The 20,631-nt window shown below is 55.0% G+C and carries 22 protein-coding genes; 4 read left to right on the plus strand and 18 right to left on the minus strand.

What is annotated here, in order from left to right:
* Positions 1-42: 42 nt before the first annotated feature.
* The 3 genes from RWM61_RS02035 to RWM61_RS02045 are packed head-to-tail and all read right to left on the minus strand — an operon-like array spanning position 43 to position 3,485.
* Entirely contained in the window at positions 43-690 is a 648-nt protein-coding gene (locus tag RWM61_RS02035) for an ABC transporter ATP-binding protein (protein ID WP_313996822.1), read from the minus strand.
* Positions 687-2,342, minus strand: a complete 1,656-nt coding sequence (locus tag RWM61_RS02040) for an iron ABC transporter permease (protein WP_313996824.1) — start codon at positions 2,340-2,342, stop codon at positions 687-689. The genes RWM61_RS02035 and RWM61_RS02040 overlap by 4 nt, the downstream gene beginning before the upstream one ends.
* 3 nt (positions 2,343-2,345) lie before the next feature.
* Positions 2,346-3,485, minus strand: coding sequence for a Fe(3+) ABC transporter substrate-binding protein (locus RWM61_RS02045; RefSeq protein WP_313996827.1), 1,140 nt, complete (start codon positions 3,483-3,485; stop codon positions 2,346-2,348).
* Between the two features lie 241 nt (positions 3,486-3,726).
* On the opposite strand from RWM61_RS02045, the gene RWM61_RS02050 reads away from it, so the two are divergent.
* From RWM61_RS02050 to RWM61_RS20185, 4 genes are all read left to right on the plus strand, one after another.
* Entirely contained in the window at positions 3,727-4,470 is a 744-nt protein-coding gene (locus RWM61_RS02050) for a sulfite exporter TauE/SafE family protein (RefSeq protein ID WP_313996829.1), read from the plus strand.
* 116 nt (positions 4,471-4,586) lie between these two features.
* Positions 4,587-4,784: a hypothetical protein gene (locus RWM61_RS02055; RefSeq protein ID WP_313996831.1), complete on the plus strand. Its 198-nt coding sequence runs from the start codon at positions 4,587-4,589 to the stop codon at positions 4,782-4,784.
* Positions 4,785-4,966: 182 nt separating this feature from the next.
* A complete protein-coding gene (locus tag RWM61_RS02060) occupies positions 4,967-5,752 on the plus strand; it encodes a Fic family protein (RefSeq protein ID WP_313996833.1) in 786 nt (261 codons plus the stop codon).
* A 282-nt stretch (positions 5,753-6,034) separates the two neighbouring features.
* Complete coding sequence (locus RWM61_RS20185) at positions 6,035-6,250, plus strand: KTSC domain-containing protein (protein WP_399537698.1); 216 nt, start codon at positions 6,035-6,037, stop codon at positions 6,248-6,250.
* On the opposite strand, the gene RWM61_RS02065 is transcribed toward RWM61_RS20185, so the two are convergent.
* The 15 genes from RWM61_RS02065 to RWM61_RS02135 all read right to left on the minus strand — a co-directional run bounded on the left by RWM61_RS02065 (position 6,247) and on the right by RWM61_RS02135 (position 20,585).
* Positions 6,247-7,800 carry an FGGY-family carbohydrate kinase gene (locus tag RWM61_RS02065; RefSeq protein WP_313996835.1) on the minus strand — a complete coding sequence of 518 codons (1,554 nt, stop codon included), beginning with the start codon at positions 7,798-7,800 and terminating at the stop codon, positions 6,247-6,249. The two genes, RWM61_RS20185 and RWM61_RS02065, sit on opposite strands and share 4 nt — an antisense overlap.
* A gap of 15 nt (positions 7,801-7,815) precedes the next feature.
* Entirely contained in the window at positions 7,816-8,466 is a 651-nt protein-coding gene (fsa, locus tag RWM61_RS02070) for a fructose-6-phosphate aldolase (protein WP_313996837.1), read from the minus strand.
* Positions 8,467-8,552: 86 nt separating this feature from the next.
* Positions 8,553-9,623, minus strand: coding sequence for an ABC transporter substrate-binding protein (locus RWM61_RS02075; RefSeq protein WP_313996839.1), 1,071 nt, complete (start codon positions 9,621-9,623; stop codon positions 8,553-8,555).
* A 104-nt stretch (positions 9,624-9,727) separates the two neighbouring features.
* A complete protein-coding gene (locus RWM61_RS02080; RefSeq protein ID WP_313996841.1) occupies positions 9,728-10,720 on the minus strand; it encodes an ABC transporter permease in 993 nt (330 codons plus the stop codon).
* Positions 10,717-12,234, minus strand: coding sequence for a sugar ABC transporter ATP-binding protein (locus tag RWM61_RS02085; RefSeq protein WP_313996844.1), 1,518 nt, complete (start codon positions 12,232-12,234; stop codon positions 10,717-10,719). Before RWM61_RS02085 ends, RWM61_RS02080 begins: the two co-directional genes overlap by 4 nt.
* A gap of 194 nt (positions 12,235-12,428) precedes the next feature.
* Positions 12,429-13,430: a substrate-binding domain-containing protein gene (locus RWM61_RS02090; protein ID WP_313996846.1), complete on the minus strand. Its 1,002-nt coding sequence runs from the start codon at positions 13,428-13,430 to the stop codon at positions 12,429-12,431.
* Positions 13,409-15,211 (minus strand): sensor histidine kinase, encoded by a 1,803-nt coding sequence (locus tag RWM61_RS02095; protein WP_313996848.1) that lies wholly within the window; start codon positions 15,209-15,211, stop codon positions 13,409-13,411. The genes RWM61_RS02090 and RWM61_RS02095 overlap by 22 nt, the downstream gene beginning before the upstream one ends.
* Positions 15,208-16,821, minus strand: a complete 1,614-nt coding sequence (locus RWM61_RS02100) for a response regulator (protein WP_313996850.1) — start codon at positions 16,819-16,821, stop codon at positions 15,208-15,210. Before RWM61_RS02100 ends, RWM61_RS02095 begins: the two co-directional genes overlap by 4 nt.
* Before the next feature lie 157 nt (positions 16,822-16,978).
* Positions 16,979-17,842, minus strand: a complete 864-nt coding sequence (locus RWM61_RS02105; RefSeq protein ID WP_313996853.1) for a DUF1444 family protein — start codon at positions 17,840-17,842, stop codon at positions 16,979-16,981.
* Positions 17,843-17,999: 157 nt separating this feature from the next.
* Positions 18,000-18,254 carry a hypothetical protein gene (locus tag RWM61_RS02110; protein ID WP_313996855.1) on the minus strand — a complete coding sequence of 85 codons (255 nt, stop codon included), beginning with the start codon at positions 18,252-18,254 and terminating at the stop codon, positions 18,000-18,002.
* A gap of 124 nt (positions 18,255-18,378) precedes the next feature.
* Entirely contained in the window at positions 18,379-18,600 is a 222-nt protein-coding gene (locus tag RWM61_RS02115; protein WP_313996857.1) for a hypothetical protein, read from the minus strand.
* A gap of 209 nt (positions 18,601-18,809) precedes the next feature.
* A complete protein-coding gene (locus RWM61_RS02120; protein WP_313996858.1) occupies positions 18,810-19,094 on the minus strand; it encodes a type II toxin-antitoxin system HicA family toxin in 285 nt (94 codons plus the stop codon).
* Positions 19,024-19,446, minus strand: a complete 423-nt coding sequence (locus RWM61_RS02125) for a hypothetical protein (protein WP_313996861.1) — start codon at positions 19,444-19,446, stop codon at positions 19,024-19,026. Before RWM61_RS02125 ends, RWM61_RS02120 begins: the two co-directional genes overlap by 71 nt.
* Positions 19,447-20,045: 599 nt before the next feature.
* Positions 20,046-20,243: a cold-inducible protein YdjO-related protein gene (locus tag RWM61_RS02130; protein ID WP_313996878.1), complete on the minus strand. Its 198-nt coding sequence runs from the start codon at positions 20,241-20,243 to the stop codon at positions 20,046-20,048.
* A gap of 135 nt (positions 20,244-20,378) precedes the next feature.
* The gene (locus tag RWM61_RS02135; RefSeq protein WP_313996880.1) at positions 20,379-20,585 is read right to left on the minus strand and encodes a cold-shock protein; all 207 of its coding nucleotides are present in this window, start codon (positions 20,583-20,585) and stop codon (positions 20,379-20,381) included.
* Positions 20,586-20,631 lie beyond the last annotated feature (46 nt).

Raw genomic sequence — 20,631 nt, forward strand, 5'->3', positions numbered from 1 at the left:
CCGCCTCTAATCGCGCCCAGGCTAAGTAAGCGGGCAGGCAAGCTACACGAGCCGGCCGATGCGAACCGTGCGGTCACATATCGCGTCTACGTCCTGCTGGTCATGCGTGACGAACAAGCAGGTCATCTCCGCTTTTTTCAGAATGTCCCGAAGCTCCACGCGAATCGCCGCCTTCAAATCCACATCCAGGTTGCTGAAAGGCTCATCCATCAGCAGCAAGGCCGGCTTCGGCGCAAGCGCGCGGGCCAGCGCGACACGCTGCTGCTGTCCCCCGCTCAGCTCGTGCGGATACCGGTTCTCAAGGCCGGACAGCTTCACCAGCTCGATCATTTCCTGCAAACGCGCCTGGCGGTCCGCCTTGGAGAAACGATGCAGACCGAACTCGATATTTTTGGCGACGGTAAGATGCGGGAACAGGGCATAGTCCTGAAAAACCATCCCCACACCGCGCTGTTCCGGCGGTATGAAGGTCCGGACGTCGACGACCGTACGCTGCGAAATGTCGATTTTCCCCTCTGCAGGCGTTTCCAGCCCCGCGATCAAGCGAAGCAAGGTGCTTTTGCCGCTTCCGCTTTCCCCGACCACACCGACAATTTCCCCCTTGCTCATGGAAAATGAGAATTGATCGATAACGGACATTTGCTTTCTGGAATAAGTGAACGACAGCTTGTGAATCGCGACGAAGCTCATTGGACCACTCTCTTTCCCACATGATCAAAAATGACGATAGATATGGCGCCGACTCCAATGATGAATAAGGAAGGCACCGCGGCCGAAAAGATCCGCTCATCGGTCCCATATTGATAAGCCTTGGTAGCGAGCGTATCGAAGTTGAACGGCCTGAGCAGCAGCGCCAGCGGAAGCTCCTTCACGATTTCGACGAACGTGAGAATGACTCCGCTGAGCAGTGAGCCCTTGATTAACGGCAGGTCTACCTTGAAAAAGGTTCTCGTCATGCCTGCGCCCAGCATACGGGAAGCCTCCGTGTACTTCATGCCCATTTTTTCGAAGCCCGCTTCGATGCTGTTGTAACCCGTAGCCGTGAAACGGATGATGTAAGCGGCCACCAGCATCGCCAGCGACATGCTGAGTACGAGCGGGGCTTCGCCCTTTCCTATCCAGCCGTATAACGGCGCAAGGCTTGCATCCAGCCGGACAAACAGGGCCAGCACGCCGATCGCGATGATCGCGCCCGGAACCGAATAGCCGGTGGTCATGATTTTGGCGATTGCGTAACCGAACCGGTTGTTCATGAGACGGCTGACATTGCCCACGACGACCGCCAGCAGCATAATGAAAGCCGTAGCCAGCAGCGCCACCGATACGGTGTTGTAGGTCAACCGCCGGAAATCGGCCGTCAGCATCACATCGGCATAGGTCCATCCCGCCCAGACGAACAGCTGCGCGACGGGGACCAGGAAAGATAAAGCGAGCACCAAGACGCAGAACGCGGCTGCCGCCCAGCCCGATAATCCTTTGAGCCTTGCCGGCACAAGCGGATTGCTTTTGCTTGTCGTTGCGCTGAATCTTCTCTGTCCGCGCAGAAACCTCTCCAGGATCATAAGCCCGATCACCCCCACAAGGAACCAAGCCGCCAGACGGGTAGCCGATTCGATATCATACATGCCGAACCAGGTGGTGAAGATTGCGGTGGAGAATGTCTGGATGCCGAAATAGTTCACAACGCCGTAGTCGCTGAGTGCCTCGAACGCCACTAACGTCAACCCGCCCGCAATAGCCGGACGGGACAACGGCAGCGCGATCCGCACAAAAACGGCGAGCGGTTTTCGGCCGAGCAGCCGGGCATTCTCGATGTAAGCGCCGCTTTGGCGCTCGAGAAAGGATCGGGTAATCATATAAACGTATGGATACAGAAACATGGTGAAGATAAAGATGGCGCCTTTCATCGACATGATGTCAAACCATGCCTGATTGGGCGATACACCGAGCGAGCGCAGCGTCTTCTGTACGACCCCGGTGTAGCTGAGCATGTTGCTGTAGGTGTAAGCCGCTATGTAAGGCGGAACGGCGAGCGGCAGCATCAGCGCCCAGCGAAAGAAAGCCTTCATCGGAAAATCATACGCCGCGATCAACCAGGCTAACGACGCGCCGATCAGAACGGTAAAAAAGCCCGTGCCAAGCACCAGCCAAACGGATTGCAGCACATAGTCCCGCAGCATATACTGTTTGATTTGGCCCCAATTCTCATTGGGCGCTCCAACCAAAGAAACCAGGATAACGCCAATCGGCAGCAGTATAAATACCGCCGCCGGAAGACTGATCCATAACCAGCCGTTACTATGTTTTCGTATATCCCGCATAAGCTTGGCTGGTTGCTGCATCTTTTATTTCCAACCTACTTTATTCATAATTTCGACAGCCTTTTTATTATACTCCCCGAGCTTGGCGAAATCCAGGTCCTGGGCTTTGAACGTGCCCCAGGATGCAAGCAGCTCCGGCACTTCGGCCTCGCCGTTCACCGGGAATTCGAAGTTCTCGGCCGACATCAGCGTCTGCGCTTCTTTACCCGTCAGAAATTCGATCAGCTTGACCGCATTGTCCTTGTTCTTGCTGTACTTGATCAGCCCGGCGCCGCTGATGTTCCGGTGCGTGCCGGTCGTGTCCTGATTCGGGAAGAACACGCCGATCTGTTCGGCAACCTTAACCTCTTCGGGATCGTCGGATTTCGTCATTTGTCCGACATAGTAGGTGTTCATAATCGCTACGTCGCCGGTACCTGCAACGATGGCCTTCGCCTGATCGCGGTCGCCGCCGTCGGGATCGCGGGCCAGGTTGTTCGCAATGCCCTGCGCCCATTGCTCGGCCTTCTGTTCCCCGTCGATCGCAATGAACGAGGCGAGAAGCGATTGGTTATACAGGTTCGTGGACGACCGCACCAACACCTTGCCCTTCCACTTGTCCGTCGCCAGATCCTCGTAAGTGGAAAGCTGCTCCGGCTTCACGCGATCCTTGGCATAAGCGATGATCCGAGCCCGCATGGAGAGGCCGATCCACTGGTTCTCGGCGTCGCGAAGATCCGCCGGCACCTGCTTGTCGATCACTTCCGATTGCACGGGCTGCAGGACGCCCGCCGTCTTGGCGTTGTTCAGAACGCCTCCGTCCACCGTGATGAACAGATCCGCGGGGGTGCTTTCCCCTTCGCGTTTAATGCGTTCGATCAGCTCTTCGGCCTTGCCTTCGACGGCATTCACCTTAATGCCCGTTTGTTCCGTGAATTTCTGAAATAATACCGCGTCCACATCGTAATTCCTTGCCGTGTAGACATTGACCGCCTGTTCCCCGCCTGCTTGACCGGAGTTGTTTTCCGTCGAGGTATTGGCGTTCTTTTGTTCGTTCGTTGCAGATGTATTCGTGTTGGTCTTTTCCGTCTGATTAGTTGATGCGCCGGAGCCGCCGCAGCCTGCGAGCAACCCGACCGATAGTACTGCCGTAAGCAATAAAGAACCGACTTTACTTTTTCTCATGTTCAAAACAGTCTCCTCATATTGTGGTAATGAAAATCATTATCAATCAGCGCTGATGAAATCGTACCACCATCATGCAGGAAGTGTCAACAATACGGAATGCTGTTTTTTTCGAACATTTTGTGATTAATTATAGTCATTATTATGAAATAATTTCTCATGTTCACTCCTTGCGAATTGGTTGCCGCCAAGACAGCGCATTCATGCTATACTGGTGAAAACCAAACGCCAAGGAGTATACATGGATATTACGCCTTTACAACTGACGGTTACCGTCGTCTGCGCCTTGTTAATCGGCTTCTCCAAAACCGGTGTGCCGACTTTGGGGCTGTTTGTCGCGGCCATCATGGCCACCGTTTTCCCCGCACGCGAATCCGTAGGGCTCATCACCCCGATTCTGATCACAGGCGATATCATCGCGATTGTGTATTACCGGAAAGCCGTCGTGTGGAAGCATCTCCTCGTTCTTCTGCCTTGGGTGCTCGCCGGGCTTGCAGCGGGCTTCTTCGTGCTGGGCCGGATCGGCGACGGGCCGCTTTCCAATCTGATCGGCACCCTGGTCCTGCTGCTGATCGGCCTCCATTTATATAAGGACCGGCTGGAGAGCATGCTCAAATTCGCCTTCACCAAATCGCCCGCCTTTAACGGATCGCTCGGCGTGCTCGCCGGATTCACGACCATGATAGGCAACGCGGCGGGCAGCATCATGACGATCTATTTGCTGTCCAAAGGCATGAACAAAACCGCCTTCGTCGGCACGAGCGCATTTTTCTTCTTTATCGTCAATGTCATTAAAGTGCCCTTCACCAGCTACCTGGGACTTATTACGCCGCAGTCGCTGGTGCTTAACGCCTGGATGATCCCGGCGGTAGTCATCGGCGCTATCATCGGCTTCAAGGTGCTTCCGCTTATTCCGCAGAAGCATTTCCAGGCCCTTATTCTCATCCTCGCGGCGCTCGGAGGACTTTACTTGATCTTATTCTAGGCCGCCAAGCCGTAACCGACAGCCCTTGGCCGGTTCGGGGTAGAGGCGGCCGTCCCAAAATCGGGTAATCGGCAGTACACCCTTTTCGGGACAAGCGCGCAAAGGAGGCGTTTGGAATGGACGGCGAGGCGGCAGCCAAGCCCGCCAAGGAACGGCTCGGAGACATTAACGACCGCAGCGTATGGATCAAACGGTGGAAAAAGGCGGCTCCCGAACTGCTCGGCCCGTTCGACCGGGAGGACATACAACGGCGGATCCACGAAACATCCGAGGAGCTGCGGAAGCTGCAGGTGCGGAAGCCGGAGCACATATGATGAGAAAAAAACACCGGGCCCGGTGTCTTTTTTCGCATATCAGGAGGATTGATTTCCGGCGGCGTTCAATTCTAATTGATTCTGATGCAACGCTTTAACCAGATTCAGATAAAAATTGTTTTCCTGCCCGTTCAAACCGTATTCAAGAGGTATTAAACTATTATCAAGCACTCCGAGAAGGAATGGAGAAATTATCGTTCCTCCCCCTTTCTACAAGGCTTTTCAAAACCATGCATACCACATTGTCGTCAAACGATGTTCGTGGCGGCAATCGCTCTCCTGGAGATTATAGAAAGATTCAGAATTTTATAGGTCCCGAAGGTTGTACCTTGGAAACAGCTACCTACATACCTCCCGCACCACAATTGGTGGATAACTATATGAGCAATCTAGAGGCCTACATTAACGATCCCAAAGATGATCTTGACGAGCTGATTCGAGTTGCCATTATACATGCCCAATTTGAAACCATTCATCCTTTCCTTGATGGAAATGGGAGAATCGGAAGGATTCTAATTCCCCTATATTTATTCAATAAAAAAGCTATTGATTTTCCTAACTTCTTTCTAAGCGAAGCTTTGGAAAAGGATAAACATAAATACTATCGGTTTCTAAATGATACGAGATATAAAGGAGACTGGAATCAGTGGATTAAATTTTTTCTGGAAGCCGTCATACTTCAAGCGGACAAAAATATTCGTTTAATCAACGATATAAATCAACTTTACGAACATGATTTAAAAATTGCTCAATCATTAATTAACAGTAGTGGTGTAAAAAAGTTAATCGATTCAGTTTTTCAGAAACCGATTTTTACCGTTCACTCGATTTCTTCAACTGCCGGGTTATCAGAGGCGACCTGCAGAAGATATTTATCAATTTTAGAATCGCAGAGAATCATTTTTTCAGACGGCAGATTGCGCTCTAAAACATACTATTATTATAATCTTCTCGATAAGTTGCGCTAGTAAAAAAAGCAGCTCGTCCGATGAACAGAGCGAGCGGCGGCGGGGAATACACTATGTTCCAGGGAAAGCCGGTGATAAGAGAAATACAGGCCGACATGACGGAGTTAATTGCCGACTATACGGCTTGGCGGTCCGGGAAAAGTAAATCCCGACATCACATAGTCCCCGTCGTTAATAAAACAAAACAAGTTCGCAAACCCTATTTCTTTAATAGTTCAAAATTATGCACCTGTACCCACATGGGTATTAGAATCGGCAGGAATTGGGGGATAAAAAATGGACATGGCCCCCGTTACTTCTTCCATCATCCATAGTATCGGCTATGACCGGTCAACAGAGACACTTTATATACAATTTCTCAATGGTTCGTTGTACGAATACCGTCATGTACCGGTGACGGAACATGAACAATTAATGAAGGCTAACTCAAAAGGCACTTACTTTAATACTCATATACGCGATCTCAACCGCTATCCGTTTAACCGAATTAGAGGTTAGATTGGCCGCTTCAACCGCTCCAGCCGCTCATACTCGTCCTTCAGCCGTCCGTACAGCGACCTGAACACGCGATACCCTTCCGCATATACCGCCCTGCCTTCCGCATCAGGCAGCACAACGCGCATCTCCCGGCGGAGCTTCGACGCCGCGTCGGCATAGTCGGCGTACCAGCCCGCCGCGATGCCGGCCGACATGGCGGCGCCGAGCGAGGTGGCCTCGCCCGTCTGCGCGGGCACGGCGATCGGCTTCGCCAGCGCCGCCGACAGCACGCTGCGCCAAGCCGCGCTGCGCATGCCGCCGCCGATCACCATGTAGCGGTCGATCGGGGCGGTCTGCTCCAGCACGTCTGCAATGCTGCGCAGCCCGTAGCTGATTCCTTCCATGACGGCGTGCAGCATGTCGAACCGGGAATGGCCGATCTCGAGGCCGAAGAACAGGCCGCGCACCGATTTATCCCATAACGGTGAACGTTCACCCATCAGGTAGGGATGAAAAATCAATCCGTTGGAGCCCCACGGCACCTTACGGATCTCATTTTCGATGGCCGCATAAAGCGATCCGGCTCCGCCATTCTCGCCGCTTCCTGTATCAGCATCCGCCAGCTCTTTGGCCGCATAGGTGCGGACGGCCCAATCATACGCTGCTCCCGCCGTCTGCATCGTACCGAGCACGTTGTAGGTGCGCGCCTCCGGGCCGCACATATTGAAGACGCGCCGGCCTGCATCGATGAAAGGCTCCGCCGTCGTGCGCGACACCCAGGCGGTCGTGCCCAGGTAGACATAAGCGTCGCCTTCACGGACGGCGCCTGCGCCGAGCGCCGCGCATGAGCCGTCCCCTCCGCCGACCACGACCGGCGTACCGGCGTTCAAGCCCGTCGCGGCCGCCGCTTCGGCCGTGATGCCCCCCACTAGCGCCGAGGAAGGCTCGATCTTCGGCAGCTTATCCCGTGGAATCGCGAATTCGTCCAGAATGTCGTCCGACCAGCGGCACTCCCTGACATCGAACAACCCCGTCAGCGACGCATCGGAATAATCGGTCAAGCCGAGGCGGCCGGTCATCCGGTACGTGAGATAATCCTTGGCCTGCAAAAAATAAGCCGTCTCACGGAAGACCTCCGGCCGCTGTTCCCGCAGCCAGAGCAGCTTGAGCAGCGGGTAGTGGCTGTCGAGGCGATTGCCCGTCATCGCGTAGAACCGGTGCTCATCCATCCGCCGGAATACATCGGTTTCCATGAACGCGCTGCGCGTATCGGCATGGATGATGGCTGGATGGAGCACGCGGCCGTCCCGGCCGACCGCCACCACGCCCATCATGTGTGCGCCGAACGCGACTGCCGCGATGGCGCCGGCGTCCACCTTCTCCAGTACCTGCCGGCTGGTGCGGATGACCGCGTTCCACCAATCGACCGGATCCTGCTCGGCTTCACCGCCGCTCCACAGATGAGTCGGATAGACGGCGGAAGCGCTGGCCACGACATTTCCTTCCCCATCGAATACCGAGCATTTATGACTGGACGTGCCCAGGTCGTGGGCCATTAAATACTCGCTCATGAGCCGGCCCCTCTCTTAGATGCCCGATTCCTTCCAGTCCCGCAGGAACTGGTTCAGCCCGAGCTCCGTCATCGGATGGTTCAGCATTGCCTCCAGCACGGGGTAAGACATTGTGACCGCATCGACGCCGACGCGGAACATATCCAGCACCTGCTGCGGCCCGCGGATGCTGGCGGCAATCACCTTCGTGTTCAGCCCGAAGGCGGCGTACGCTTTTACGATGTCTCCGATCAACGTGGCGCCCGACCAGCCCACATCGTCAACCCGTCCGAGATAGGGACTCACATACGAGACGCCCGCCTTGGCGGCCAGCAGCGCCTGGGGCACCGAGTATACCAGCGTCATATTCGTCTCTACGCCTTCCTTAGACAAGCGGCTTGCCGCCTTAACGCCCTCCGCGCCCATCGGCAGCTTCACAACGACGCGGGAGGCCCAGGTTTGCATATCCAGCGCCTCCCTCACCATGGTGTCGGCATCCGTGCCGATGACCTCACACCACACCTTCCCCGGCGCAGGGACGAGCTCCGCGATTCTCGCGATCATCTCCTTGAAGTTCCGTTTTTCCTTGGCGATAATCGACGGATTAGTCGTTACGCCGTCCAGGATGCCGAGCGATACCGCCTCCCGAATCTGATCCAGATTCGCTGTGTCGACATAGATTTCCATTCGCGCTTCTCTCCCTTGTTTCGTTTAAAAAGGAGCAGAGCGAGGTCATAGCCCCTCGCTCTGCTCCCGCCAAACGGGCTGCCGCACTATTCGTACAGGACGGCTTTGATTTCTTCGCTGTCGATGTTCGTCTTGTCGTACCAGAAGAAACCGGTGTCGATGTTCTTTTCAACCGTCTCGCCCTTCACCGCCGCGACAGCCGCTTTTACCGTCTCGTAGCCGATGCCGATCGGGTTCTGCGTGATGGCGCCTGCCATTGCTCCGCTCTTGATCGCGTCGATCTGCTGCTTGCCCGAGTCGTAGCCGACGACCGTGATTTTGCCGTTCATGCCCATTTCGGATACCGCGTTGATGACGCCGATTGCGGATCCTTCATTGGCGCCGAAAAAGCCTTTCAGGTCGGGATAAGCCTGCATGATCGCTTTCGCAAGGTCGGTCGATTTCAGCTGGTCGCCGCCGCCGTACTGGATATCGACGATTTCGATATCCGGGTATTTCTCTTTGATCCGGTTCACGAAGCCGTCGCGGCGGTCGATGCCCGTGCGGCTCGTCTGGTCGTGCACAATCAGGGCCACCTGGCCTTTGCCGCCGATCAGTTCGGCCATCTTGTCGGCCGCCAGCGCGGCTGCCGCGAGGTTATCCGTCGATGCCGTAGTAACCGGGATGTCGCTCTCCACGCCGGAGTCGAATGCGATGACCGGGATATTGCCGTCCTTCGCTTGCTGCAGCAACGGAATCGCCGCCTGACTGTCCAGAGCCGCGAAGCCGATGGCGTCCGGCTTCTTGTCGAGCGCTGCTTGCAGCATCTCAATCTGCTTATCCACCTGGGCTTCGGTCTCCGGTCCTTCAAAGGTGATTTCCACGCCGAGCTCGTTGGCCGCTTTTTCGGCACCCGTCTTGACCGCCTGCCAGAACTGGTGCTGGAACCCTTTGGAGATGATCGGAATATACAGCTTGTCGCCGTCGCCGCCTGCAGTCGCCGCGTTGCTGCCTTCCGCCGCGGGCTCGGATGCGCCTTCATCTGCAGCGCCTGCCTTGTTGCCTCCGTTGTTCGCCGCGTTGCCGCCCGTGTTATTCGCGGCGTTGTTGCCGCCGCATGCGCTCAGGATGACAACCGAGACCAGCAGCAGCATCATAAGAATCGAAATCTTTTTCATACCGGATTCTCCCCTTTGGCTCGTTGAATTGTATAGAGACTCCCTGCCGCCGATCGGGACCGGCGATTGCCGGGAGGCCTTGCAGAATGTAGGTTGATGCGCGGTCAGGCTTTCTTGCGGCGCCGCAGGATGTCGGCGTATACCGCGAGCAGGATGACGAAGCCGACGACGACCGTCTGCCACTCCTGGGGTACGGACAGAATACGCAGCCCGTTGGTCAGGACACTCATGATAAGTGCGCCGATGACCGTGCCGATGATCGTGCCTTTGCCGCCGCTCAGCGATGTGCCGCCGATGACGACGGCCGCGATAGCCTCCAGCTCATACCCCGCACCTAGCGCAGGCTGCGCCGAGTTGAGTCGGGAGGCCATAAGCACGCCGGCCAGACCGGTGAAGACGCCTGTGATCGTGTAGATGGCGATTTTCCAGAAATCCACGTTAACCCCCGACAAGCGGGTCGCTTCCTCGTTGCTGCCGAGCGCGAAATTGTAGCGGCCGACGATTGTTTTCGCGAGCAGCACGCTGCCGATGACGGCGGCAAGGAAGAAAATCAGCACGGCATTCGGGATATCGAAGCCCGGAATGATCTTGCCAAGTTCGGAGGCTAGCGCGATATTGGTGAAGCCCGGGCTGTCGTTGAAGTAGATCGGCTTCGTGCCCGAGATGACGAGCGCGAGTCCTTTGGCGATCATCATCATGGCGAGCGTCGCGATGAAAGGCGGAATCTTCAGCTTCGCAATGCTCAGTCCCGACAGCAGTCCGCAGAGGGCGCCCGTCAGAATCCCGCCAGCAATGCCGAGCGGCACGGACACGCCCCAGAAGGTGATGAGCACGCCAGTCATCACGGCGCTTAAGGTCATCACTGTGCCTACGGAGAGGTCGATGCCCCCGGTGATGATGACGAAAGTCGATCCGAGCGCCAGCACCCCGATGACCGCGGTGGAGAGCAGAATGCCTTTGACGTTCGAGAATTGAAAGAAGTTTTCGGAAGACAAGGTGAACACGACAACCAACACGACCAGGCTGGCAAAAGCAAGCAGCTGCTGCAGCGCGCCCGACTTCACCCGCACCGGATTTCCGGCGACGGAAAGCTTCATATCGCAACCTCCCCTTTGTGCAAACGTCTGGTGGCCAGCTCCATGATCCGCTCCTGCGTCGCTTCCCCGCGGCTCAGCTCACCCGTGATGCGGCCTTCGCACATCACGATGACGCGGTGGCTCATGCGGAGAATCTCCGGCAGCTCGGATGAAATCATGATGATCGATTTGCCTTGGTCCGCAAGCTCGTCGAGGAGCCTGTAGATCTCGCTCTTGGCGCCGACGTCGATGCCGCGCGTCGGTTCGTCGAAGATCAGGATGTCGCAATCCCTCGTCAGCCATTTGCCGATAACGACCTTCTGCTGGTTGCCGCCCGACAGGAACCTCACTTCCTGGTCGATACCCGGCGTCCTCACCTTCATCATGTCGACCACCTTCTCGGATACGTTCGCGATCCTGCGGCTCTTCATGAAGCCGAGCGGACCGGCGAATTTTCGATAGCTGGCAATCGCGACGTTCGATTTCACATCGAGGTCGACCAGACAGCCGTACCGCTTGCGGTCCTCCGACAAGTAACCGATTCCGTGCTTGACCGCGTCGACCGGGCTCTTGATCGAGACCTTTCGGCCGTGTACGGCAATCTCGCCCGAATCAATCCGGTCCGCGCCGAACACCGCCCGCGCGACCTCCGTCCGTCCGGCGCCGATCAGTCCGGCGAAGCCGAGAATCTCGCCTCTGCGCAGCGAGAACCCGACGTCCTTCAGCACGCTCCCCCGGTTCAGCCCTTTCACTTCCAGCACCGTTTCCTCGCGGGCAGCCCGCGAACTCGGCGTCGATTCATGGTAGATCTCCCGGCCGACCATCATGGCGATGATCCGGTCGTTCGTCACCTCCGCCGTGCGGACGGTGCCGATGTAGTTGCCGTCGCGCATGACCGTAATCCGGTCGGTGATCCGCTTCATCTCGTCCATGCGATGAGAGATGTAAATGATGCCTACGCCGTTCCTTTTCAGCTCGTCGATGATCGCGAACAGGTCGTCGATTTCGCTCTCGCTCAGCGCCGCAGTCGGCTCGTCCATGATCAGCACCCTTGCGTTGAACGAGAGCGCTTTCGCAATCTCGACCATCTGCTGCTTCGCCACCGTCAGGTCGGACACTTGCGTGTCCGGATCGAGGTTCAGGTTCATCCGCTTGAACAGCGCCCTGACTTGCTCCTTCAGCTTCCCTTCGTCCAGGAACAGCTTGAATGCGCGCGGCTCCCGTCCGATGTAAATATTCTGTGCCGCGGTCAGATCCGGCGCCAGGTTCAATTCCTGGTGGATGATGCTGATGCCGAGATCCTGCGCGGTTTTCGTATCCGGAATTTCCGTTTCCTTGCCCAAATAGACGATACGGCCTTCATCCTTCGTATAGACACCGGTCAGCACCTTCATCAGCGTCGACTTGCCCGCTCCGTTCTCGCCCACCAGCGCATGAACCTCGCCGGCCAGCAGCTCGAAACGACAGTTGTTAAGCGCTTTTACCCCAGGGAAAGATTTGTGTATGCCCTCCATCAAAACCAACCGCCCGCTCATTCTCTCACCCCGCCAATCAGAATCCGTTAGCCTTTAATACGGAAATTGTAAGCGATTTCTTACAGAGCCGGAATTGAATATCTTCTTCAAAAAGGTCAATATTCTCCGATGTGCGAAATCGGACAGGCTTCCGCACAAAAAGGCCCTCCCAAGCCAATCGGGAGAGCGCACGTCAAGGAAGAACAGCCGCCACTTCACCGTTCCACAAACGGAAACAGCAGCTTCTGATTCTCCTCTTCGTATATATTGTCCTTCGTGATGACGACGGAGCCGGTGTCTATACGCTTGGGTACCTTCACGCCGCGCAGCACCTCGACCGCCGTCTTGACGCCCAGGTAGCCCATATTGAAGGGCCGCTGCACGACGGTCGCCTGCATAACGCCCTCCTCGAGCAGCTTCACCTCGTCGATCGAGCTGTCGAAGCCGACCAGCGTGATCCGGCCGACGGCGCCCAGCTCTTTGATCGCCCGCCCGGCACCGACGCTGGACGGTTCATTCAGGCCCACGATTCCGGTTAGGTCGGTATGCTTGAGCAGCAATTGCTTCGTCGTCTCGTACGCCTTCTCCTCGTCGCCGTCACTGTAATAGGTGCCGACGATTTCAAAACGCTCATCGTCCTCAAGCACGGCCCGGACGCCAAGCTCGCGGTCGATTTGTGACGAGGTGCCGCGCACAAAGCTGATGATCGCGATTTTGGACCTGGGCCGATCACCGGCCAGCTCCGCCATTTTCATTCCCACCTTGCGGCCCGCTTCCATATTGTCGGTGGCGATGAAGCTTCGCGTCACATCGCTGTTCAGAGCGGAATCGACGGTGAGCACCGGAATGCCGGCCGCGTCGACCCGCTCCGCATACGGCACCAGCCGGTTATAATCGGTGGCGGCCATCACGACGGCATCGGGCTTATCCCTCAACGCCTGCTCCACAAGCTCGATCTGCCGTTCGATCTGGGTCTCCCTATCCGGTCCGACGATGTCCACATCGACATCGAACTCCCGCGCCGCAACCTCGACGCCGTCGCTCAGCACCTCCCAGAACTCCATGCTCTGCGTCTGCGATTTAATGATCACCGTGATGCGTGTCCGATCCGGAGAGCCGCCGCGCAGCTCCGGAATCCAATACAGTGCCGCAGCCAGCAAAGCCGCACCCGCGGCCAGCACGGTCAACGAGCGGATTAATGTTCCCTTTCTTGCCATTCGGCAGCCGCCTCCTTCTCACCGATGTCGTCCGTGTGAAGCGCGGCGATCGCGACCGTGACGGTCGTACCCGCATCCGGCTTGCTCTCAACCGTCAACCCGAACTCGTGGCCGAAGTACAGGCGGATGCGCTCATGCACGTTGGTCACCCCGACGCCCTTGCCCTCCCGGTACCCAAAGCCTCCCGGCGCAAGCAGCCTCGCAACCGTTTCGGCGTCCATGCCCACGCCATTGTCGTGGACCCGAAGCAGGATGCGTCCCCCGATTTTCTCACCCGTAATCCGAATCGTCCCCGTGCCGTATTTGTTCTTGATGCCGTGATAGATGGCATTTTCCACAAGCGGCTGCAGCGTCACCTTCAGCGTCAGATACGGGAGTATCGCGGGATCCGCCTCAATCTGAAAATCCAGCTTGTCGCGGTACCGCATTTTTTGAATCGTCAGGTAATTCGTTATATGCTCGATCTCCGTCCGGATCGGCACCAGCTCCTTGCCTTTGCTGATGGAAGCGCGGAACAGGCGGGCGAGGGCGGACGTCATGAGCACGACTTCCTCGGATTTCTTCTCCTCTGCCATCCAGATGATCGAATCCAGCGTGTTGTAAAGAAAATGCGGATTGATCTGCGACTGCAAGGCATTCAGCTCGCTGCGCCGCTTGATCTCCTGCTCCTTCACGACCTGACCCATCAGCTCCCGGATCCGGGACACCATGAGATTGAAGGTTCGGGCGAGCCGGCCGATCTCCTTCGACGGGTCGACGGGCACCTGGATATCGAAGTTGCCTTTCTCCACTTCCTTCATGTGCTCCTGCAGCTGGTGGATCGGCTTCGACAGGTTGCGGGACAGCAGGACGGAGAGGATCAGTGCGGCCAAAAGACTGAAGACGCACAACGCCGCGAACGACAGCTGCATCTCCCGCCGGTTGCCGTTCAGCTCGTTCGTGTAGGAAACGCCGACGATTTTCCACCCGAATTCCGAGTCTTGGACCGTATACATCTTGCTCTCTCCGCCGTCATCCGAGATGAACGTGCCGCTCTGCACGCCCAATACCCGGTCGATCGCCTCCGTCTTCAGACGGCTGTAGATGAGCTGCTGCTGCGGATGGTAGACGATATTGCCCTCATTATCCACGATAAACACGTAGCCGCGCTTGCCCAGCTCGATCCTGCTGACGATGTCGTTGATGACGCTGAAGTTCAGATCCACAAGCAGCACGCCCAGCCCCCGGGAGTTGTCGGCGCTCCGGATCTCGCGGCTTAGCGACACGACCCATCGATACTCATCATCGAAAACCGGCTGCACATGTGAAGGCGACACGACCGTCCGTCCGCCGGCCGCGCGCGCGTCGCGGTACCAATCCTGCTCCTCAAGGTTCACATACGGGTTCAAATCCTTTTCCCGCGCATCGGACAAAAACCGCCCGCCCTCATAGCCGAATGCGCTGATGGAGGCGATGTCCTTGCGGGAAATCATGATCGTCCGAAAAAAATCGGAGATGGCTCCTTCATCTCCCTTGCCGATGGACAAATATTCCCTCACGGGGCGATGATTCAGCACCAGAAGCGAAATATTCTCCATATTCGTCACATACGACTGGATGTTGGCATTGACCTGTCCGATCAGCTCTCCGGTAAAATTCTCCGCCGTATCCTGCACGGCGGCCGCGGACAGCTGATAGGAAATGACGGCCATGAAGACCGCCGTAATCAGAATGAGCACGGCGAATGCGGCGGCGATGTTCGACTGAATGCTTTTGAAACGAAATACATTAAGAAGGATCACAGCCCGCCCACCGCCGTTCGCTGGCGGAATTCGGAAGGCGTCTCGCCGGTCGTTTTCTTGAACAGGACGCTGAAATAATGCGGATCCGCATAGCCTACCCGAGCGGCAATCTCGTAGGTTTTCAGGTCCGAAAATTTGAGCAGCTCCCGGGCTTTCTCCATCCGCTGTGCGGTCAGGTACTCGATGAACGTCTTGCCGGTGTGCTGCTTGAACAGCGCGCTGAAGTAGCTGCCGCTCATATGGACCTCCCGGCATACCGCCTTCAGCGACAGGCCTTCGTCCCGGTAATGCTCCTTGATGAAGGCTTCCGCCTTACGGATCTGTGTCTCGCTGAAATCGTTGCGAGCCTCCGAGATCCGGCCGATGGCCCGCAAGCACGTATCGCTCAGCCAGCCTTCGATGTCCTCCAGCGTTTTGAACGAGTAGATGTGGGTGAGCGGGTTCACCCGGTCCCCGAACGGCTCCGGCGCGCCGCCGCCCAACTCGTCCAATGCCTGCAGGAGCGAAAGGATGATCTTCTGGATGCGAATATAACAATGTTCGATCGGCAGATTTGAAGTCTTCAGATGTAAAATGATCTCCGCGATCGCGCGCCGGACTTCCTCTCGGGTACCGGTCTTCACGCCGACGATGAGAGCCTTCTCACATGACGTTGGCAAGGAGGCTCCGTCCGACCGGCGCCCTTCCATGTCGGTAATGCTGATGACCCGGTTCGTGCCGAGCATAAGCCGGTAGTCAAGCGCCGACACCGCGGACCGGTAGGCCTGGCGCAGCTCCTGCAGGTCCGCCACCGGGCGTCCTATGCCGACTGTGACGGTAAAACGCAGATACGTCTCGACGGAATGGCGGATGTCCTCGGCAATCTGCTGCGCCTTGTCATTCAGGGCGCCGCCCTCTTCTCCGGACAGGATGCATACGATCTTCTCTTCCCGGGTGCGGAACACGGCTGTCCCCGGCTCGCGCCCGGCGATCTCCTGCACGATATTGTAGACGGCGAACCGCAGCAGCTCACGTTCCCCCTCATGCCGCTTGTCCCCGAAACGGTCCGCATCTGCCGCCAACACGAGGTAATCGGGCCCCTTAAGCGGCAGCATGAAATAAGAGATCCGCTCCTCCATCTCGCGTGCGCTTAAGTCGGTGCTGACCATCCGTTCCAGGAACCGTTCCCGGAGCACCGGCATGCTCTCATGCAGCTGACGCCTGAGCCGCTCCAGATCCTCCTTCCGGCACTTCTCTTCATCCAGCTCGGCGCGTAATTTGTCCAGAACTGCCGTCAGTTCTCCGGCTGTAATCGGTTTCAAAATAAAATCGTTTACTTTCAGCTTCACGGCCTGCTGTGCGTATTCGAAATCGTCGAAGCCGGTAAGGATAATAACCTTCGTGTTCGAGTACCGCTTAGACAGCTGCCGCGTCAGCTCGAGCCCGTCCATAAACGGCATGTTGATATCGGTCAGCACGACATTCGGCGCGTACCGCTCGGCCGCCTCCAGCGCCTCGAAGCCGTTCTCGCAATCGGCCACGCATTCGAAGCCGTGCTCCTTCCACGCGATCCTTCTTCTGATGCTTTCCCGGACGCCCGCTTCGTCGTCTACAAGCACTATTTTATACATGCCGTCCCCCGTCTCCCTGCTGAGTCGTTTCTCCCATTGATATAGAAATTTTAACATAGCCGCCGGCCGTTGAGTGCGCTTTTTTCGTGTGGACCCCTCCCAGCAAACGTGCGGCCACATTGCTCAAATCCATTCACACCAACACCGCTACGGTCACCTAAGGCTGCTTTATTTCCAATTGTACAACTTTTCCTTTACGCGAAAAGTAAATGCGCTCAGAGACCGGGTGCGGCATAAGCCTGTAGCTTCTACGGACGACATCGTTGAACCGTGATTTCTGTACTAAACGCAAGGCCTCGGATGCCGTTTCCATCCGTTCTTCCGAGCGCATAAGCAGGGTGGTTCGGCGATTAGGAAAAGCGAATACACAACAACCCGGTATGTGGCCTTCATATAACTCCGGCACCAACAGCTGGCATTCGCTCGGAAACGGATTATCCAGGAATACATCCACCGTGCATGACTGACGAAACGGACTGGGCAGGGACAGATTCGGCGGGGTCCATCCCTCAGATTTTAGATTGCGGTAAGCGACGCGCCTGATTCTCTCCTCGGTCCACCGCGGTTGAGATTCCAGCAAAGATCGGTTGATCATCTTGGAGTACCCCTGCTTAAGCTCAAGGTATACAACATGAAGACCGGGAAGGATTTCCTCCGTCAGCAATTCCATGCCGCGTGCAGCTTCCTTCACAAACAGGCTATCCCTCAACGCCGGATATAAGCATGCAGGATCGATGGGTTCCAGAGCCGCTTTGTTTTGAAGCTCCGTCGAACAGTGGATGATCCCGTTCAAATAATCCACGGCCGTATTCAAATCCCCGCTGCGCATATACGTTAGAAACGTACTGTGCAAGCTGACCTGCGCCATCTCCTTCTCTTCTTCCGAACCGACATTGATTTCAAGCAGCAACGGGTCTTCTTCCTTTTGGACGATATGAACGTTTATACTGCTCTTCACTTGCCGAACGACCATTTCCGCAAACGCTTCGGGCCGATCGTATAATCGTACTGGCTTCATCATCATTAATCCCCCCCTATGAATTTTGGCAGACAAAACAAAACCCCTGACAGGACGACGGCGCGTCCGGCCAGGGGTGTGCTTCACCACCAAGATTAAGAAGATTATACCATATACTTAATGAAAATGGGCAGATAATTTTATTTGTATTCAATGAGGCCTAACTGTACTCCCGTCGGATCGAACAATATAGGGGATGGACGAGAAACCAAGCCATGATAAAACTGAATTGCGCCAGATTGCCATAAAGAACCCTCTCCAGATAGGGAACCCTTCCAAAGCGCCATTCCTCCACAAGCTTATGAGAGATCTTTTCCATTTTTAAAAATAAATCCAAAGGACTTGCATATCCTTTTTCTTGGATCAGTTGGTGTACGGCGCGGCGAACCTTTTGGTGTATCTCTTGTCTATTCATACGAATGGCCCCTTCATGATGTTGGAGTCAGGACTGATTGTTCCTGTATCGTTCGGCCCACTCTTCGTAATTAAGTGCATGTCGCTCCATCCAAGATTTAATGACCTCCTCCGCATACTGACGCTCAAAATGGTTCCACTCGTCCCAAATATCCAGTTGCGAAAGTGTATCCTTGAATCTTGGGAACATCCGCATAACGATCCGTATTCTCCTCATCCTCCCAGTCGATACCCGGTTCACCTGTATAGATTTCGTCCATGTCCAAAACCACTTCTCCGGTTTGCAACTCCAGAAAATAAGGATGCTCAAAGTTGTTATCTAGATAGGCATCAATCAGTTCGTCCATAAGTTGTCGCATCGTATTCACTCTCTCCAATTAAATGAAGGTCAGTAAGCAAGCGCTTTGATAGCAAAAATCCATAACCTCATGCGGTTGTGGATTTACATGGTAAAGACAAGGAGAGCCGAACCCCTGTCCGAAGACAACGCCACACAGGCTTCTACGGGTGTAGTCACGGATTTGATGTCCCCAGAGCAACTCCCCAATTGTCTAACCTACTTCTTCGAATTGAAGTACTCTTTGTCTACTCTAAGCTGCTGTTTTAAAATCCGATTAAACAATCCTTTACCGATCTCACCTGTTCCTTTTGAAACTGCAGTTCTTAGAATTTCGCCGTCTGGCAACGTCTTCTCATAAATCTTGTCTCGACCATTCTGTCTTACCATAACCCAGCCATCCCGTCTTAAAAAACTCTCTAAATCGCTCCAGCTAGGCATGGAACATCTGTGCAACCGATTCAACATCGTCTTCCAACAAAACGCGTAAGACGTATGGAGCATGTTTATGTCGATTCGGCGTGTTGTAATATCGGGAATAATTATTCTCGTAATCAATTGCATACTCCACCAAGTACCTAGCCAGTTCGATTCTGAGTTCATCCAATGTCTCTGCGTCCGCAACAATATCCTCAATTTGCTCTATGGATCCAGCGTACCGGCCATCTTCATCCTGCTCAAATTCAAATGTAAACTCGTACACGGATAGCAATTCTTTCATTTGCTTCTTTGAGAACGCCATAATGACATCTCTGTTCCGTTTAATGGCTTGAGGCTTCTCCCTCACAATAGTATCAATAAATTCGCCGAAATTCGCTCTTACTTCTGTAGCGTTAAGTACTGTTTGCATCATCATCCCTCCCTCGCCTCCATTGTACTAGATTATGTACATAATGTACACTATGTAGTATATTCATTTTCAGTTCATATCATACGCATACAAAGCAAAAAGACACCTAATTATAGTGTCTCTTCACATGGTATTGGTGGAGGCGAACCGTGACGAATCGGGAAAGGGAAAAATTCGCCCAGGAGCGGATTTTATAAATGGAAGCGAACCCTTATTTAAGCTTCTAGGTAAACGGATGCCTAGATACGGTGTCCTATGCTTATGTGTGTTCGTCCCATCCGGCGGGAAGGCAATACAACCATTAGTGATTCACCGTGAAATTTTTCTATGGACAGCGCCGCAAAAAGAATGCTGGCCGCTGTGTTTCGGGCGACGGGTTGGATCAAAATATTGCCCTTCAATACACTGCTGTGCATAATGCTCTCCAGCAATACCATGATGCATCACCAGATGGGCAATCGAGTAGGAAATGATACTCTCCGATCTTTCATTAAAGTTCTATCCGGTTGAATGAATGCCGTCGTAGCAGCCGCCGGTTTGCGGATCAATGAGCGGCTGCGGCCTGTGTACCAATCGGTCACCCGAGAGCTCGCCCCGTAACCATACTACGATATTGCACCTGTTCGTTGGTTCTTCCTGTGAAGTTTTATTTGCTGATCCGACGAGATTAATATCGGCAGGATTTTTTTGCTGCTGATCATGGATGACTTGCAATGCGAGCAAATGGGAACTTCGTTGAACGAGAAACTGGCCCTTATCCAACCGTTGCATTCTTCTTTCACACAGGACCAGATGGTGGTCATTTCTTCAGGCAAATTTTCCAGCGGTCTATTCCAAGAATAATTCAATGGACATTCCCCCTTATCTTAATAAGCCTTCATATGCGTCCCTTTGATAAAAAAATCCCCAAACCGCAGGTTTGGGGAGCATGGACTGATCTACAGTTTTACGACATTCTCAGCTTGCTGTCCTCGGTTGCCTTGGACCACGTTAAATTCCACCTGTTGACCTTCATCGAGCGATTTGAAACCATCACCGACGATCGCGCTGAAATGCACGAATACGTCTTCGCCGCCTTCAACCTGGATAAAACCAAAGCCTTTTTCTGCGTTAAACCATTTCACTGTTCCTGTTTGCGTAAGTATTCAGTAAACCCGCACAGAGCGGGATAAATATAACTGGACACACCAT

Origin of the sequence: uncultured Paenibacillus sp., assembly GCF_963515335.1 — a bacterium.
Taxonomy (GTDB): Bacteria; Bacillota; Bacilli; order Paenibacillales; family Paenibacillaceae; genus Paenibacillus_I.

What these genes read in the sequence shown, in the direction of transcription:
- RWM61_RS02080 (WP_313996841.1), bottom strand. Translation starts at nt 10,720, where the DNA reads ATGAAGCTTTCCGTCGCCGGAAATCCGGTGCGGGTGAAGTCGGGCGCG.
- RWM61_RS02100 (WP_313996850.1), bottom strand. Translation starts at nt 16,821, where the DNA reads ATGTATAAAATAGTGCTTGTAGACGACGAAGCGGGCGTCCGGGAAAGC.
- RWM61_RS02055 (WP_313996831.1), top strand. Translation starts at nt 4,587, where the DNA reads ATGGACGGCGAGGCGGCAGCCAAGCCCGCCAAGGAACGGCTCGGAGAC.
- RWM61_RS02075 (WP_313996839.1), bottom strand. Translation starts at nt 9,623, where the DNA reads ATGAAAAAGATTTCGATTCTTATGATGCTGCTGCTGGTCTCGGTTGTC.
- fsa (WP_313996837.1), bottom strand. Translation starts at nt 8,466, where the DNA reads ATGGAAATCTATGTCGACACAGCGAATCTGGATCAGATTCGGGAGGCG.
- RWM61_RS02125 (WP_313996861.1), bottom strand. Translation starts at nt 19,446, where the DNA reads ATGATGATGCAAACAGTACTTAACGCTACAGAAGTAAGAGCGAATTTC.
- RWM61_RS20185 (WP_399537698.1), top strand. Translation starts at nt 6,035, where the DNA reads ATGGCCCCCGTTACTTCTTCCATCATCCATAGTATCGGCTATGACCGG.
- RWM61_RS02035 (WP_313996822.1), bottom strand. Translation starts at nt 690, where the DNA reads ATGAGCTTCGTCGCGATTCACAAGCTGTCGTTCACTTATTCCAGAAAG.
- RWM61_RS02050 (WP_313996829.1), top strand. Translation starts at nt 3,727, where the DNA reads ATGGATATTACGCCTTTACAACTGACGGTTACCGTCGTCTGCGCCTTG.
- RWM61_RS02065 (WP_313996835.1), bottom strand. Translation starts at nt 7,800, where the DNA reads ATGAGCGAGTATTTAATGGCCCACGACCTGGGCACGTCCAGTCATAAA.
- RWM61_RS02130 (WP_313996878.1), bottom strand. Translation starts at nt 20,243, where the DNA reads ATGACCACCATCTGGTCCTGTGTGAAAGAAGAATGCAACGGTTGGATA.
- RWM61_RS02085 (WP_313996844.1), bottom strand. Translation starts at nt 12,234, where the DNA reads ATGAGCGGGCGGTTGGTTTTGATGGAGGGCATACACAAATCTTTCCCT.
- RWM61_RS02115 (WP_313996857.1), bottom strand. Translation starts at nt 18,600, where the DNA reads ATGGACGAACTGATTGATGCCTATCTAGATAACAACTTTGAGCATCCT.
- RWM61_RS02060 (WP_313996833.1), top strand. Translation starts at nt 4,967, where the DNA reads ATGGAGAAATTATCGTTCCTCCCCCTTTCTACAAGGCTTTTCAAAACC.
- RWM61_RS02105 (WP_313996853.1), bottom strand. Translation starts at nt 17,842, where the DNA reads ATGATGAAGCCAGTACGATTATACGATCGGCCCGAAGCGTTTGCGGAA.
- RWM61_RS02110 (WP_313996855.1), bottom strand. Translation starts at nt 18,254, where the DNA reads ATGAATAGACAAGAGATACACCAAAAGGTTCGCCGCGCCGTACACCAA.
- RWM61_RS02040 (WP_313996824.1), bottom strand. Translation starts at nt 2,342, where the DNA reads ATGCAGCAACCAGCCAAGCTTATGCGGGATATACGAAAACATAGTAAC.
- RWM61_RS02120 (WP_313996858.1), bottom strand. Translation starts at nt 19,094, where the DNA reads ATGCTCCATACGTCTTACGCGTTTTGTTGGAAGACGATGTTGAATCGG.
- RWM61_RS02045 (WP_313996827.1), bottom strand. Translation starts at nt 3,485, where the DNA reads ATGAGAAAAAGTAAAGTCGGTTCTTTATTGCTTACGGCAGTACTATCG.
- RWM61_RS02090 (WP_313996846.1), bottom strand. Translation starts at nt 13,430, where the DNA reads ATGGCAAGAAAGGGAACATTAATCCGCTCGTTGACCGTGCTGGCCGCG.